Genomic DNA, 14,817 nt, shown 5'->3' on the forward strand with positions numbered 1-14,817 from the left:
GTTTGTTATTTTTATATACGGACATAGGTGCTCGGGCGAGCCAAATTTATCAAACAAAAAATTAGGAAATATTTGAAAAAAACTTTATTTTTATAATACTATGTGGAAAACCTCTACCCTGATTCTCATAATGGTTTTCAGCCTTTTTACCAGCATAGGTAAGGCTCAAAGCGATAAATCCCAACCAAATACGGATGGGGGTAGCAAAATTGTGAAACTCTATCCCAATCCAGCTACTACCGTCATAACATTTGAAGTTCAACAGCATAATAACGATCGCCTGTACGATCTTATTGTATATAATTTCCTCGGAAAAAAAATAGATCAGTTAAAAGGCATCAGTTCTAAAACAACGGTAAGCCTGGACAATTATTATAACGGTTTATATATTTTTCAGTTACGGGATCAGCGGGGCAACCTGGTGGAATCCGGGAAATTCAATGTAGTAAAGTAGATATATCTGGCATCAAAATAAAAAGGAAAAGTCACGATTTACATCGTGACTTTTCTTTTTTTAGTATCTGTTCTCATCAGGAAACTTCCACGATCAGGAATTTCAGATAAGTAGTGTTCTCAATATTTCTCAGGATAGGATGATCCTGCGCCTGCGTCTGGAAAGTTACCTGGCGCAGTCTTTTCTTCGCATCCTTTGCGGCGGCGTCAATGGTTTGCAGGAACAGGTCGGGCGATACCAGGTTGGTGCAGGAAGCCGTTACCAGGAAGCCTCCGGGCTTCAGCAGTTTCATCCCGCGAAGGTTGATTTCCTTATAACCCGTTACCGCCTTCGAGATATTTTCACGGCTTTTGGTAAAAGCCGGTGGATCCAGTATTACCACATCGAATTTCTTCTCTTCTTTTGTCCATTGCTTTAGCTGATCAAACGCGTTCACCGCCTGGAACTTACAGATATCCTGCAGGTTATTCAGTTCAGCATTCCGGCGGGCGGTATTCACAGCTGTTTCGGAAATATCGAGACCGAGCACGCTTTTGGCGCCGTAAAAACCTGCATGGCAGGAGAAAGTACCGGTATAACAAAAGGCTTCCATTACATCGGCGCCCTTTACAATATGACGGATCTCGCGGCGGTTATCCTGCTGGTCCAGGAAATAACCGGTTTTCTGGCCATTCACCACATCCACATGGAACTTCAAGCCATTTTCATTAATGATAAGGTTGGTGTCGAAAGGCGCACTGAGAAAGCCTTTCTGCTGGGTCATTCCTTCCAGTTCCCTTACAGGTACATCGTTTCTTTCGTAGATGCCTTTGGGTGAGAAAATGCGGTTGATGGCATCCACGATGGCATCTTTCCATTTCTCCATACCCAATGCGAGCGTTTGTATAACGAAGTAATCATTGAACTTATCGATCACCAGTGCCGGCAGATCATCGGCTTCGCCGTATACCAGGCGGCAGTTTTCCACATATCCCAGTTTCTGCCGGTATTCCCAGCATTTCAGGAGGCGGCGGTAAAAGAATTCAGGGTTGATCTCCTCATTCTTATCACGGGTGAGCAACCTTACGAGGATCTGCGATTGAGGGTTGATATAACCACGGCCCAGGAAGAAACCTTTATGCGTATATACGTCTACAATATCACCGGCATTTACATCTCCTTTTATTTCGGCTACTTCATTGCCGAAGATCCAGGGATGCCCTTGTAATACCCTGTTCTGTATCTGTTTCTTTAAAAAAACTTTAGTCATTTATTGTATTTCGAGGGGCAAAGGTAGCTATTTAGCGGTTAGCCTTTGGTTTTTCGCCCCAATTCTGCCTTTTTGTCGGCAAAACCGCTGTTGGCAAAGAAATTGACTGGATACCTGCGCAGACAATTATTACTTATTATGACAGAAAACGAAAAAGACATGCAGACAAACGGTCAGGCTAACGCTGGTAGCGAAAACGAGAGCATGCCAGAAGAAAATATAAGCAATAGTTCGAATACGAATACTGAGTCAGAGGAAGTGAGTGAACTGGAGAAGAAAGAAAAAGAAGTAAGTGAGATCCGTGACAAATATCTCCGGTTACAGGCGGAATTTGACAATTACCGTAAACGTACTGCCCGGGAACGTATAGAACTGATGCAAACAGCCAGTAAAGAGGTTATCATATCTTTGCTGGATGTATTGGATGATACCAACAGAGCCGTAAAGCAATTGGAAAATACTACCGACGTTGCTGCCGCTAAAGATGGCGTAATGCTGGTTTTCAATAAACTGAGAAGCACCCTACAGGCAAAGGGGCTGAAGCCAATGGAGAGTATACACACCCCATTTGATCCGGATCTGCATGAGGCTATTACCGAAATTCCCGCTCCTACGCCGGAGCTGGTTGGCCAGGTAGTAGACGAACTGCAACCGGGTTATTACCTGAATGACAAATTGATCCGTCATGCTAAGGTAATTGTGGGCAAATAAAATGACGATGTGGCATAATAACCTGTGCCAGCGCTGACGTAAAACAATATTTTTTACCGAAACAAAGGCCGGTGCTTGCACCGGCATTAAGTGATTTTTATAATGTCTACCAAGAGAGATTATTACGAAATTCTGGCTGTTGCCAAATCTGCTTCCCAGGATGAAATTAAAAAAGCTTACCGTAAGGTGGCGATGCAGTTTCACCCTGACCGCAACCCAAATAACAAAGAAGCAGAAGAAAAATTCAAAGAAGCAGCTGAAGCTTATGAAGTATTGAGCGATCCTGATAAAAGGGCGCAATACGACCGCTTTGGCCATGCCGGCATGAATGGCAACCGTGGTGGCGGATATGGCGGTGGTGGAATGAACATGGACGACATTTTCTCCAACTTCGGTGACATTTTTGGTAACGATGATATTTTCGGCAGCTTCTTTGGAGGCGGTGGCGCGCGTGGTGGCGGAAACCGCCGTGGCCGCGGTACCCGGGGCTCCAACCTCCGGGTGAAGATCCGTCTTACCTACGAGGAAATCGCCAAAGGCGCCAACAAGAAAATCAAAGTAAAGAAATATGTACCCTGCCAGCATTGCGGTGGCCTGGGCGCAAAAGACAAAAACGCATTCCAGTCCTGTAATACCTGCGGCGGTTCCGGCCAGGTAAGAAAAGTTACCCAGACTTTTCTCGGACAAATGCAAACCGTGACCACCTGCCCTACCTGTCATGGCGAAGGACAGATCATCACCAGCAAATGCGGCCACTGTAAAGGTGAAGGCCGTATGTACGGTGAGGAAATGGTGAGCATCGATATCCCGGCTGGGGTTCAGGAAGGTATGCAGCTGAGCATGAGCGGTAAAGGTAATGCCGGCGAAAGAGGCGGTGCACCCGGCGATCTGCTCATCCTGATCGAAGAAGAACCACACCCGGAACTGCAACGCGATGGGCTCAATGTGGCTTACGACCTGCACATCTCTTTCCCTGATGCTGTATATGGCACCTCCCTGGAAGTACCGACCATCGATGGGAAAGCCAAAATTAAAATTCCCGCCGGTACACAAAGCGGTAAAATATTCCGCCTGAAAGGCAAAGGATTCCCTTCGGTTAACTCATATGAAAAAGGCGATCAGCTGATCCACGTGAACGTATGGACGCCACAACATGTAAGCGCTGAAGAGAAGGAAATGCTGGACAAACTACAATCATCCGATAACTTTAAACCCAACCCTGAAAAATCTGAAAAAGGATTCTTCGAAAAGGTGCGGGACATATTTAGCTAATGCAGCGAAGGGGATCGCCTTCGGCGATTGTCCTGGAGCAGGATTACGCTGATTATACTGATTAGCTTGATTTTTACTTTTGGATTTTATAAATGATTAAGGGAGATATAAGCGGATACTCGCTCCTATCTCCCTTAATCATTAAAATCGGTACATAATCCAATCAAACAAATCAGTATAATCAGCGTAATCCTGCTCCAGGACAAATTTCCCGCGCCGAAGGCGCACTCCGCTCTAAACTCCACGCACGATGGAACAAAAAATGCAGATGTTCGAAAACCGGCTGACGAAAGTTTTCCGGCATACCTCCAAACTGGCCAGGCGGCAAAACATCACCTGTTACCGGGTGTATGATGATGATATTCCTGAATTTCCTTTCAGCATAGAAATATATGAAGATCATGTTTACATCGCAGAATACCACCGAAAACACGGTATGGAAGAAGATGCCCATGAAGAATGGCTGGATACATGCCTGGAGCTGATCAGCAAAGTGCTGGATGTAGCCCCCAATAAGATTTGGGTAAAACAACGACAGCGTAAAGAAAACAGGAAAAGCCAATACGAAAAACTAAGCCTGGAAAGCCACATCCTGACGGCCCATGAAGCAGGTCTTCAGTTTAAAGTAAACCTTTCGGATTATCTCGACACGGGCCTGTTCCTCGATCACCGCATTACCCGTGGTATGGTAAGGGAAGAAGCCAAAGATAAAAAGGTGCTGAACCTGTTCTGCTATACGGGTTCCTTCTCTGTATATGCTGCTGCCGGCGGCGCTGCTGAGGTAACATCCGTAGATCTTTCCAAAACCTACCTGGCCTGGGCGGAAGAAAATATGAAACTGAACGGGTTCGATAACCCTAAACATACTTTTGTACATGCGGATGTATTGCAATACCTGGATACCCTCAAACTCAACACCTACGACCTCGTGATCATAGATCCTCCCACCTTTTCCAACAGCAAGCGGATGAAGGATTTCCTCGACATACAACGGGATCATGCAGACATGCTCAATAAAGTATTGCTGGCTACCAAAAAAGACGGGGTTGTTTACTTCAGCAACAACTATCGCAGGTTTGTACTGGAAGCCGATAAGATCAATGCCTCCGGTATCAGGGATATTACTAATCAGACTTTACCTTTTGATTTTCAGCAGAAGATGATCAGGAAATGCTACCGCTTAATAAAATAAGGGGATCAATGCTTTCCCTTACGCAGCATTTTTACCATCTTCAAAAACTCCTGGCGGTAATTGCCTTTGTCGGCTCCCAGTGCATGACGTGCAATATCGTTCACCATTTCAGCATTGCCTTTACCGCAATAGGACGATTTGCGCAACACCATCCCAAATAAAGCAACGGCTGCTGCAAAGCGGCAATCATCGGATGTCTTGTCAAAACTTTCCAGGGCAGCGGGGATAACGCCGGTCAGATGCTGTATCACAGTATCCTGCGGATCACGCCAGGAAATTTTCACCTTAGCCAGTACCGTATCATCTGCAATGGCTTGCGGCACAGGAACAATTTCATACAATGCCACGGAGCAATGCCCGCTGCCAATGATTCCCCCGCTGAATTCCCCTTTCACCGAAGTGTCGGCCGGGAGCACCTTGTTCTCATAACCAATAAGCCTATACGATTTTACGAGCGCTGGATTAAACCATACTTCTGACTGCACATCGCGGGCAATGGTGAACAGGGTGCTGCCGAATTCACGGGCAAATATCTTATTGGCTTCTTCCAGGTCATCTATATAAGCAAAATTACCATTCCCTTTACTGGACAACGACTGCAGCTTTGAATCCTTGTAATTGCCCATGCCAAAACCCAGGCAGGTAAGCAATACGCCACTTTCCTTCTGCTCAATGATCAGCTGCTCCATTTCATCGTCGCTGCTGAGGCCTACGTTGAAATCGCCGTCGGTGGCCAGTATCACGCGGTTGTTGCCACCGGGAATATATTGCTCTGATGCGATCCGGTAAGCCAGTTTTATGGCGGCTTCCCCTGCGGTGGCGCCGCCGGCGCTGAGATTATCTATTGCATTGAGGATCTTTTCTTTCTGATCGCCGGGAGTAGCAGGCAAAATAACCCCTGGCTCGCCGGCATAGGCTACTATCGCCACTTTATCTACCGGGCGCAGATTATTGACCAGGATACGGAAAGCTGCCTGTAACAAGGGCAGCTTATTGGGCGTCCCCATGGAGCCGGATACATCCAGCAGGAAAACGAGATTGCTGGCGGGGAAGCTGTCTGTTTCCAGCGCCCTCGCCCTGATGGCCACCTGCAGCAACCGGTGTGCGCTTTCCCAGGGGCAGGTAGTATAATTGCTGTACAGCGCCATAGTTTCGCCGGCTAACGGTAACGGATAATCGTAGTGAAAGTAATTGATCATTTCTTCGATGCGAACGGCATCTACAGGCACGGATTCTTTCAGTCGCAGGAAGCGGCGGATATTGCTGTAGGCTGCCCGGTCCACATCCAGCGCAAAAGCCGATACAGGATGGGTGGCAACAGGCACAAATTTATTCTCGTAGGTAGCGCCGTAAGTTTCATTGTAAAAAGCACGGGTACCCATACCGGTATTGCCGTAATTGGGGTTACTGTTATGCTGCAGTTTTGAACGGGCTTTGGCAAGCGCCACGGGGTCCGCATCTTTTCGTAGAGGCGACAGCGTTATTAACAGCCTGTCGTATTTGCGCACCGTTACCTGTTTCGGCTGGTAACCGTTTTGTGCAAGCAATAACGTGGCAGATGCCGTGGGGATAGCAATTTTAAAAAGACCGAAAGCGTTTGTGACTACATGGACTGTGTCATCCATCACCTTCACCTGTACTCCTGCAATGGGGCGGTGGGATAAACTGTCTTCTACCGCTCCCGACACCCAGATTGTTTGCGCCTGCAGCCCTCCACCCCAGAAAAGAAAGAGTAAAAGGTACTTGAGCATGTATTAAGTTAAGATTTTTTCCGGGCAAGCGCCCGGAAAAAATAATTACAGCCCTGCTTCTACCAGCTGGTAAATGGCTGGCAGGTTCCGGCCCAGGCCATCATAATCGAGGCCATATCCCAGGAGGAACTTATTGGGAACGGAAAAGCCCAGGTAATCAATTTTGATGGGATGCACCATTGCCTCCGGTTTTGTGAGCAGGGAAGCCACCAGTAATTTTTTGGGTTGCTGATGCTCCAGCTGGGGCAGGAACTGGCTCAGTGTTTTGCCGGTGTCCACGATATCTTCCAGGATCACCACGGTGCGGCCGAAAAGATCTTCATCCAGCCCGATGGCCTGCACCACGTTACCGGTAGATTTGGTGCCTTTATAAGACGCCAGTTTAATAAAAGAGATCTCCGCCTCAATAGTGAGGTATTTAAACACATCTGCGGCAAACATAAACGAGCCGTTGAGGATGGCTATAAACAGGGGACGCTCTCCCTTCAAGTCTTTGTTGAGCTGTTCCGCTATTTCCTTTATCCGCTGCTGCAATGCCACTTCATCAATATAGGGTTGGAACTCCTTGTCATGCACTTTAATCACTGACATAATATTGCTGCATTTCTTTATTTAACAATCATCAGCAAAAAAAGATCGCTGCTTATTTATTTACCAGCAAACGCTGGCCGATTTTAATATCTGATCCCTGCAGGTTATTCCATTCCTGCAGCTGGCTTACCGACCTGTTATACATTTTGGCAATGCCATACAATGTTTCTTTCGGCTGCACATCGTGGTACTGTGTACCGGATTTCTGCACCGGCGCCGGTGTAGCCGGGCGTGGAGCAGGTTGCGGCATGGGTGTTTTTGGTGCAACGGGGCTTCCTGAAGTGGTTACCTGACCGGCTTTCTTCAGATCTTCTATCATAGCTACCGGCACGCCACCCTGTTGGGCAGGTTTGGTTTCCGGTACAGCAGCTCCGCCGGCTGTATTTTTAGCCACTTCTTCTTTAATATCATCCAGCGCTTTGCGGGGAGAAAAATCTTCCGGCGGCTCCTGGTCCTCTTCTTTCAATACACGGGTGTTTTTGGCCAGTCGCGGTGCAGCTGAAGCAAAGCCATCCAGCGTTAACCGCTGACCAGCTGCCGGTTCTTCCCCTTCATTCATTTTATTACGGCGGCGCAACCATCTCAACTGTACCCCTTCTGCCTGGGCTACATCGTGCATGGTTTCGCCGTTTACAACATTATGAAACTCCTTGTTTCCCCTTTTGCTTTTCTTTTGCAGGAAGATGATCATATCCTTTGCAGGCGGATTATCATTTTCCAGGTCGTTGTAACGCACCAGTTTACGGAGGCGCATATTACGCTGGTCGGCCAACTGGATCAGGGAGCTACCTGCCTTTATATACACTGCTTTACGGCCGTTGATTTCAAAGATCCCTTTGGGATAACTGCGGGTTTGACCGGCAGTGGAGGTGTTGTTATGATTTTTTCTTCCGGGAGATGTCCTGGTTTCCTTTTCGGTTACTTCCGCGTACATGGTACCATCAGTCGCAGCACCGCCATCAGACGGGTCTTTCCCCATGGCAATCAGCGTGTATTGTTGAAGGTTATAGTCTTCAATTATTTTGATCAGCTGTTGCGGATAAGTTTTATTAGTGGCATACCCGGCCTGTTTCAAACCATAGGCCCAGGATTTATAGTCTTCCCCATCAAACTGGAAAAGAAATGCATAGCGGGGATTGGCATGCAGGAAATCAGAATGGTCGCGGTAAGAATCTTTGGCGGATTCATATACACGGAAGCATTCCTGGGCGGCATCGTCATCGTATTTGATGGTTTTGCCGGTCCAGGTATTTTTACATTTAATACCGAAGTGGTTGTTTGATTGCAAACACAGGGTACCGTTGCCGGACTGTGTTTCTACAATCCCCTGTGCCAGTTTGATGGCGGCAGGCACGCCTGAACGGCGCATTTCCTCGATAGCTAAGTTTTTATAGGTGGCGATATACTGCTGCGTTGTGATATTCTGTGCCTGCAGTACAGTAACGAAGCCAATAAGAAAACTGACTACCAATAAGAATTTTCTTACTTGCATGTATGTTCGGATTTAATGGGCGTTTTATTTCTTCCTGATCAGCAATACACCATCCCGGATGGTAATTAATACCTGTTCCGCACGATCATCTGCCAGCACTTTTTCACAAAAGCTCACCATGGCCTTTGCCTGGCGGCCCTGTTCATTTTCAGGCGCCAGTACCTGGCCGTGATACAGCACGTTATCTGCCAGGATAAATCCGCCAGGGCGCAGTTTATCCCAAACCAGGTCGTAATACTGTTCATATCCGGATTTGTCGGCATCAATAAACACCAGGTCAAATACTTCGTCCAGTTGTTCAATGACATCAGCCGCTTTACCGATATGCATTTTTATGTTGTCTGCATTCCCGCTTGCCGAAAAATACTGATGACAGAGGGTTTCCAGTTCTTCGTTGATATCTACGGTATGTAATATTCCCCCGGGTACAAGGCCCGCTGCGAGACAAATAGCCGAATAACCGGTATAAGTGCCAAGCTCCAGGATGCGGCGGGGACGGATCATATGGCTTACCATACTGAGAAATTGTCCCTGTACCTGTCCGCTTAACATATGTGGCTGTTCTACCTTCAGATGTGTTTCCCGGTTCAACTGATACATCAATTCACTTTCCCTGCTGGTGTATTTTTCTGCGTAGGCTTCCACTGCTGCCGGTATAAGCTCCATATATTAAAATTTCTGCAAAGCTAAGGAAAAGCGGCTAACTGTGAACCTGTTGCCCTGAAACAGAAAAAGCGGATATATCCATAAACGTTATTCTGCCGGGTTTTATTCTATCCGGGCCTGCGTTCATGTATATCCGCTTTTCTTTCCGGAAACGGAAATTATCAGAAATTCGGTCTTAGTTTATTGGTGGTATAGAAAACACGGAAGTATTCCACCACTTCGTCTGCCGTATCAAACAGCTGCAACAGGTCGAGGTCTTCCGGGTTAATATTACTCTCTTTCTCCATCATTACATTGCGGATCCAGTCGAGCAAGCCGCTCCAATACTCTCTTCCCACCAGCACCATAGGGGTTTCATCCATCTTCCTGGTTTGAATGAGCGTGGCCACTTCAAAGAATTCGTCCATGGTACCAAAGCCGCCGGGCATCATTATGAAACCCTGGGAATACTTGGTGAACATTACTTTGCGGACAAAGAAGTAGTCGAAATTGAGACTATTTTCCGGATCTATATAAATATTGGGATGCTGTTCGTGAGGCAGGGTAATATTGGCGCCTACTGATTTTCCGTGCGCTGCCTGGGCGCCCCTGTTGGCAGCTTCCATTACACCGGGGCCGCCGCCCGTGATAATACCAAAGCCTTCTTCTGCCAGCCTGGTGGATATTTCCTGGGCCAGGTCGTAATAACGGTTTCCCGGCTTTGTACGGGCCGATCCGAATATGGAGATACAGGGTCCTATTTTTGCCAGCTTCTCAAATCCTTCAACAAACTCCGCCATAATCTTGAATATCTGCCAGCTGGAATGCGCTCTTGTTTCCGTCCAGTCTCTTTCTTTAAGATTCTTTATACTACTGTTCATGCGACTGCTTTTTTGTTATGCTAAAACATGTTCCCGTGAGGGCACGGGGGATGATGTAATTTATATAATAATTGGCTTACAGTAATGACAGTACGCATAAAAAAAGCAGGTAACTATATAGAAACCTGCTTTACATTTAACACGTTATGAACGTGCAGCGTTGTTAAATAAACATCGCTGCAGAAACGTTGCTAATGCTGGCAATCAAAAAAATAAATAATGTTGAAATTTATTCAGATAGTACTATCGTTTTAATCAACAGATGTTCTCATAACGCTTAATCTGCATTAATTTATTAATTATTTAAGCAATAACCTAATTTAAATTTATCGAGGTTACGCAAAGGTATGCATACCCGCCACCACTTCTTCTGCGAGGCCGAATGATAAGGTCATACCGGCTCCGCCAAGACCGTTTACAATGGTGACATTTTTTTCGGGAGAGAACACCAGGTCTGTTTTTCCGTTGGTTAGTTTTGGATAGATGCCATGCCATTGTTCCTGGATGGTATACTCCGGCGCCTGCAGGAAAGTATGCATATACTGCAGGATGAGGTCATTGATAAATGCCTTGTCGAATGGTTCGAAGTCCGGACCATATTCATGTGAATCGCCAATGGTAAGCTCACCTGCTCCATTTTGTGAAATCAGCAGGTGGATACCCCATTTCACATACTCCGGCATTTCCGCTGCGAAGCGTTGTTTCAGTGGTTCCAGGGTTTTACAGCTTTCAAAGGCGGCATAATGCCCCAGTGTTAAACCGGCGCAGAGCGCAGGCCCCAGCTGCCAGTTGCCCGGTTGCGGAACAGTGCGCATCATCTGCAGTTTACATTTCTTCAGGGGAGCGGCTGCAAACTGTGCAGGATACAGCGTTTCAAAATCCGCACCGCTGCATACAAATACTTCATCCACTTTCCAGCGCTCGTCTTTTGTTTCAATATAAGGCATGCTGATACCATTTACGGCGGTACCAAAACGCACCGTTACCTGCAGGCGCCCTTCCAGGTACTTTGCAATAGCGGCGCTGGCCTGGCGCGGGTTTACCGTCATTTCGGAGGCACTCCACAATGCGCCTTTCAATCCATTTGTTTTAACAGCGGTCGTATATTTTCCTATTTGCGAAGGAGATACCAGTTCACAGCTGTAACCATTACCGGGAGCGGCCTGTACAAATTCCTCCAGCACGGCCAATTCATCGTTTTCGTATGCCAGGTGAAGCGACCCTGTTTCCTGGCACTGCAGGCCGGTTGCTGCGGCCAGCTCTTTCCAGGTACGGCGGCTGCGCATAGCGCGGTCGTGCATTTTACCGGCGGTTTGCCCTATAGGCCATACCAGCCCGAAATTACGTATGGAAGCACTGATCGCTTTGCTGTTACGCTCAAACAGCACTACTTTTTTTCCCTTTGATGCCAGGTGATACGACATGGCCAATCCCACTATACCTGCGCCTATTACCGCTACATCTGCCTGTTGTTGTTGCATGATATAAAAATGATAGATAGTATGATTAAAATATAGATAAGAGCTCATCCAGCGAGGCCACCAGGTGAGTATGCGGCCCTTTGGCCAGCTCCTCGCGGGTGTATGCACCGGTGGTAACGCCTATTACATAACGGCAACCTGCATTGGTGCCTTCTTCCAGGTCGGAAATAGTATCGCCGGTTTTAGCGACCGATTGTATACTGCGGATTTCCAGTTCTTCCATGATCCGGTAGATCATATAAGGATAAGGGCGGCCAAAAGGCACTTCATCACTGGTAGCCACGGCATCAATAAGCCCTTTCTGCTGCCAGCCTACCCTTTCCAGGATCACGTTGGTGATGGCCCTGTCGAAACCCGTATCCAGCGCCACTTTTATCCCTTTAGCCTTCAATGCGGCAAACACGTCCGATACCCCGTCTTTTTCCCGTACTGCCGGATGTGTGGCATAATGCGTTTTCATATCGGCCACGAAACGGCTGTGCAGATCGCCAATAAAGGTTTCATCACTGTAACGGCTGTCTTTCTGCTGTTGCAGCAGGTAGCGGATAGCATAGGGTTTGGCGTATCCCATCACTTCATTTACCTGGTCGATCGTTACCGTAACTCCCGCCAGTCCGATTGTTTGCTGCAATACCTTTGCTACATTGGATTCATCATGCAGGGTAGTACCTGCAATATCAAAAACTACTAATTGTATTCCCATCGTTCCTGAAATTTAATACGCCGCAAAGATAACCACTTACTAAAAATAAGTTTAGCATTTATAAACATTTAACATGCGGTTAATATGCGGAGGGGATCGCCTTCGGCGATTGTCTTGGAACGCTGATTTTGATGATTTCGCTGATTACGCTGATTTTAATTTTGGATTTTAATTTTTTGGATTTTTATAAATAGTTAAGGGAGATATATGCGAATAGAATCGCATGTATCTCCCTTCTATTTATAAGTCCAAAATTAAATCAGCGTAATCAGCGAAATCATCAAAATCAGCGTTCCAAGACAATTTCCATCGCCGAAGGCGATCAAAAGCCCAGTCCTGCTCCTACCCTGTATACAAGGTTGTTGTTATAAGGGGAACGGCGGTCCTGGATCACATCGTATAAAATGGAAATACCGATACCTACCCTGCCGCCTACGCTTTGAGTGTAACCCGCGCCCACCAGCAGGCTGGGAACGCCATAGTTGGTCTTATAGGTTTGCTTCTCCGCGTTTTGCGGGTAATAAGTAGTGTTCTGTGTGATGAAATTATACTCAGGCTGGATATGTATGAACACCATTGGGAGCGGATATACACGGCCCCAGATACCACCGCCGAAAATGGTATACTTATCGCGCTGTGTTACACGATCGTATTCCCACCATTTATTCTGCCCGTATTGCGCGTTAATATTCACACCGGCGGCAATGTAGTCTGAAAAACGGTACCCCACCAGCGGGGAAATATCTACATTGGTATAATCGCCAAACACCATTCCCAGCGAACCTCCCAGTACCAAACGGGAGGGGTCGAAGCCTTTACGGGTTGCGGTGTCTGTTTTATAATACTGGGCCTGGGCCAGCTGCACGCCAGCCAGGAAGAAAAAACATATGAGCAAACGTTTCATGAGCGCATTTATTAATTTAACTATTTACCGGCAGAAAGGTTTAACAATCGAAAATTTTACCCCGGTTTAATATATTCTTCGGATCAAAGATCTGTTTTATTTGCTTCATCAGCTGCATGGAAGTCTGATCAAAAATAATATTCATATAGCTTTTCTGCACCAGGCCAATACCATGCTCGCCTGAGATGGTGCCACCCAATGTTTTCACCAGCTGAAAAATTTCCCGTATACCTTCCGTGAGGGTGCCATTCCACTGTTCTTCCGTGAGCGTGCCACGGATAATATTCACGTGCAGGTTGCCATCACCGGCGTGGCCATAGCATACCGAATGGAATCCGTACCTTTTACCGATCTCTTTTACCCCTTTCAATAACACCGGCAGTTCTGCACGGGGCACTACCGTATCTTCTTCCTTGTAAACAGAATTGGCCTTTACTGCTTCTGCCACCCGGCGGCGCAACTTCCAAAGCTCTTCTTTCTGCTGGGAATCTTCCGCAAACAATATCTCCCCGATATCAAAACCTTCCACTACACCGGCAATACCTTCCATTTCCTGCATCAGCACTTCAGGATAGTTACCATCCACTTCAATGAGCAGGTGCGCCTGTATATCGTCTTCAATTTTTACTGCACTGCTTTGCACATATTTAGTAACCCATTCAAGCGCGTCACGTTCCATAAACTCCATGGCAGAAGGTGTATAACCCGCGCGGAAAATAGCGCTCACCGCTGCACAGGCGCTTTCAGCAGAGCGGAAAGGTACCAGCATCAGCAAATCTGATTTGGGTAATGGAATTAAGCGTAGTACAATTTTAGTAACGATGCCCAGGGTGCCTTCACTACCCACTACCAACTGGGTAAGATTATAGCCGGTAGCATTTTTCAATACATTGGCGCCAGTCCAGATCACTTCTCCACCGGGCAGCACCATTTCCAGGTTCAGCACATAATCCTTTACTACACCGTATTTTACGGCTTTGGGGCCGCCAGAGTTTTCTGCAATATTGCCTCCAATAAAGCAGGTACCGCGACTACTCGGATCGGGCGGGTAAAATAATCCCTTCTCTTTTACAGCATTCTGTAACTCTTCCGTGATCACGCCCGGCTCTGTAACGACCTGCAGGTTCCTTTCATCAATAAGCGTGATCCTGTTAAACCGTTCCATTGAAATAAGCACGCCCCCAAACTGTGCCAGCGCACCGCCACTAAGACCAGTGCCGCCCCCACGGGGCGTTACAGGCAACAGCGCATCACTGCACAATTTCATGATCCGGCTTACCTGTTCAGTAGTATCAGGCTTTACCACCACTTCGGGAAGATAATGCAGGTCTTCAGTTTCATCCTGTGCATAACGGCTCATACTTTCCTCATCGGCCAGCACATACTGGTCGCCTGCTATTTCACGTAATGCCGCTACATGAGCGGCAGTTACTTTATTAAACGTTGTCATGGAACAAAAATAATCATATTGCCGGTCAGGTGATAATATCC

General features: G+C 47.0%; 14 protein-coding genes. 4 read left to right on the forward strand and 10 right to left on the reverse strand.

Translation table 11 applies throughout. The features are described from left to right. Window positions 1-211 precede the first annotated feature (211 nt). A complete protein-coding gene (locus tag VIM72_RS25115; protein WP_159454263.1) occupies window positions 212-454 on the forward strand; it encodes a T9SS type A sorting domain-containing protein in 243 nt (80 codons plus the stop codon). Window positions 455-530: 76 nt separating this feature from the next. On the opposite strand, the gene VIM72_RS25120 is transcribed toward VIM72_RS25115, so the two are convergent. Then, on the reverse strand, window positions 531-1,703 hold the full coding sequence (locus tag VIM72_RS25120) for a class I SAM-dependent rRNA methyltransferase (protein WP_332005577.1): 1,173 nt from the start codon (window positions 1,701-1,703) through the stop codon (window positions 531-533). Between the two features lie 138 nt (window positions 1,704-1,841). On the opposite strand from VIM72_RS25120, the gene VIM72_RS25125 reads away from it, so the two are divergent. The 3 genes from VIM72_RS25125 (at window position 1,842) to VIM72_RS25135 (ending at window position 4,878) form a co-directional block, all read left to right on the forward strand. Further along, on the forward strand, window positions 1,842-2,414 hold the full coding sequence (locus VIM72_RS25125) for a nucleotide exchange factor GrpE (protein WP_332005578.1): 573 nt from the start codon (window positions 1,842-1,844) through the stop codon (window positions 2,412-2,414). Window positions 2,415-2,516: 102 nt separating this feature from the next. After that, window positions 2,517-3,686, forward strand: a complete 1,170-nt coding sequence (dnaJ, locus tag VIM72_RS25130) for a molecular chaperone DnaJ (protein ID WP_209866979.1) — start codon at window positions 2,517-2,519, stop codon at window positions 3,684-3,686. Window positions 3,687-3,936: 250 nt separating this feature from the next. Then, window positions 3,937-4,878 (forward strand): class I SAM-dependent methyltransferase, encoded by a 942-nt coding sequence (locus VIM72_RS25135; protein ID WP_332005579.1) that lies wholly within the window; start codon window positions 3,937-3,939, stop codon window positions 4,876-4,878. A 5-nt stretch (window positions 4,879-4,883) separates the two neighbouring features. On the opposite strand, the gene VIM72_RS25140 is transcribed toward VIM72_RS25135, so the two are convergent. The 9 genes from VIM72_RS25140 to VIM72_RS25180 all read right to left on the reverse strand — a co-directional run bounded on the left by VIM72_RS25140 (window position 4,884) and on the right by VIM72_RS25180 (window position 14,776). Continuing rightward, window positions 4,884-6,629 carry a YfbK domain-containing protein gene (locus VIM72_RS25140; protein ID WP_332005580.1) on the reverse strand — a complete coding sequence of 582 codons (1,746 nt, stop codon included), beginning with the start codon at window positions 6,627-6,629 and terminating at the stop codon, window positions 4,884-4,886. A 45-nt stretch (window positions 6,630-6,674) separates the two neighbouring features. Continuing rightward, complete coding sequence (gene hpt / locus VIM72_RS25145; protein ID WP_332005581.1) at window positions 6,675-7,220, reverse strand: hypoxanthine phosphoribosyltransferase; 546 nt, start codon at window positions 7,218-7,220, stop codon at window positions 6,675-6,677. 52 nt (window positions 7,221-7,272) lie between these two features. Further along, window positions 7,273-8,712 carry a glucosaminidase domain-containing protein gene (locus VIM72_RS25150; protein ID WP_332005582.1) on the reverse strand — a complete coding sequence of 480 codons (1,440 nt, stop codon included), beginning with the start codon at window positions 8,710-8,712 and terminating at the stop codon, window positions 7,273-7,275. A gap of 24 nt (window positions 8,713-8,736) precedes the next feature. After that, complete coding sequence (locus tag VIM72_RS25155) at window positions 8,737-9,378, reverse strand: O-methyltransferase (RefSeq protein WP_332005583.1); 642 nt, start codon at window positions 9,376-9,378, stop codon at window positions 8,737-8,739. 161 nt (window positions 9,379-9,539) lie between these two features. Then, window positions 9,540-10,238, reverse strand: a complete 699-nt coding sequence (locus tag VIM72_RS25160; RefSeq protein ID WP_332005584.1) for a TIGR00730 family Rossman fold protein — start codon at window positions 10,236-10,238, stop codon at window positions 9,540-9,542. Window positions 10,239-10,573: 335 nt separating this feature from the next. After that, a complete protein-coding gene (locus VIM72_RS25165) occupies window positions 10,574-11,719 on the reverse strand; it encodes a TIGR03364 family FAD-dependent oxidoreductase (protein ID WP_332005585.1) in 1,146 nt (381 codons plus the stop codon). 25 nt (window positions 11,720-11,744) lie between these two features. Beyond that, complete coding sequence (locus VIM72_RS25170) at window positions 11,745-12,422, reverse strand: phosphonatase-like hydrolase (RefSeq protein ID WP_332005586.1); 678 nt, start codon at window positions 12,420-12,422, stop codon at window positions 11,745-11,747. Between the two features lie 322 nt (window positions 12,423-12,744). Then, a complete protein-coding gene (locus VIM72_RS25175; protein WP_142683686.1) occupies window positions 12,745-13,326 on the reverse strand; it encodes a hypothetical protein in 582 nt (193 codons plus the stop codon). Window positions 13,327-13,366: 40 nt separating this feature from the next. Next, window positions 13,367-14,776, reverse strand: coding sequence for an FAD-binding oxidoreductase (locus VIM72_RS25180; protein ID WP_332005587.1), 1,410 nt, complete (start codon window positions 14,774-14,776; stop codon window positions 13,367-13,369). Window positions 14,777-14,817 lie beyond the last annotated feature (41 nt).

It is taken from the genome of Chitinophaga sp. (assembly GCF_036569185.1).
Classification (GTDB): domain Bacteria; phylum Bacteroidota; class Bacteroidia; order Chitinophagales; family Chitinophagaceae; genus Chitinophaga.

Excerpts from the sequence above, each read along its gene's own strand:
- VIM72_RS25120 (WP_332005577.1), bottom strand. The coding sequence starts at position 1,703 with ATGACTAAAGTTTTTTTAAAGAAACAGATACAGAACAGGGTATTACAA.
- VIM72_RS25125 (WP_332005578.1), top strand. The coding sequence starts at position 1,842 with ATGACAGAAAACGAAAAAGACATGCAGACAAACGGTCAGGCTAACGCT.
- dnaJ (WP_209866979.1), top strand. The coding sequence starts at position 2,517 with ATGTCTACCAAGAGAGATTATTACGAAATTCTGGCTGTTGCCAAATCT.
- VIM72_RS25135 (WP_332005579.1), top strand. The coding sequence starts at position 3,937 with ATGGAACAAAAAATGCAGATGTTCGAAAACCGGCTGACGAAAGTTTTC.
- VIM72_RS25140 (WP_332005580.1), bottom strand. The coding sequence starts at position 6,629 with ATGCTCAAGTACCTTTTACTCTTTCTTTTCTGGGGTGGAGGGCTGCAG.
- hpt (WP_332005581.1), bottom strand. The coding sequence starts at position 7,220 with ATGTCAGTGATTAAAGTGCATGACAAGGAGTTCCAACCCTATATTGAT.
- VIM72_RS25150 (WP_332005582.1), bottom strand. The coding sequence starts at position 8,712 with ATGCAAGTAAGAAAATTCTTATTGGTAGTCAGTTTTCTTATTGGCTTC.
- VIM72_RS25155 (WP_332005583.1), bottom strand. The coding sequence starts at position 9,378 with ATGGAGCTTATACCGGCAGCAGTGGAAGCCTACGCAGAAAAATACACC.
- VIM72_RS25160 (WP_332005584.1), bottom strand. The coding sequence starts at position 10,238 with ATGAACAGTAGTATAAAGAATCTTAAAGAAAGAGACTGGACGGAAACA.
- VIM72_RS25165 (WP_332005585.1), bottom strand. The coding sequence starts at position 11,719 with ATGCAACAACAACAGGCAGATGTAGCGGTAATAGGCGCAGGTATAGTG.
- VIM72_RS25170 (WP_332005586.1), bottom strand. The coding sequence starts at position 12,422 with ATGGGAATACAATTAGTAGTTTTTGATATTGCAGGTACTACCCTGCAT.
- VIM72_RS25175 (WP_142683686.1), bottom strand. The coding sequence starts at position 13,326 with ATGAAACGTTTGCTCATATGTTTTTTCTTCCTGGCTGGCGTGCAGCTG.
- VIM72_RS25180 (WP_332005587.1), bottom strand. The coding sequence starts at position 14,776 with ATGACAACGTTTAATAAAGTAACTGCCGCTCATGTAGCGGCATTACGT.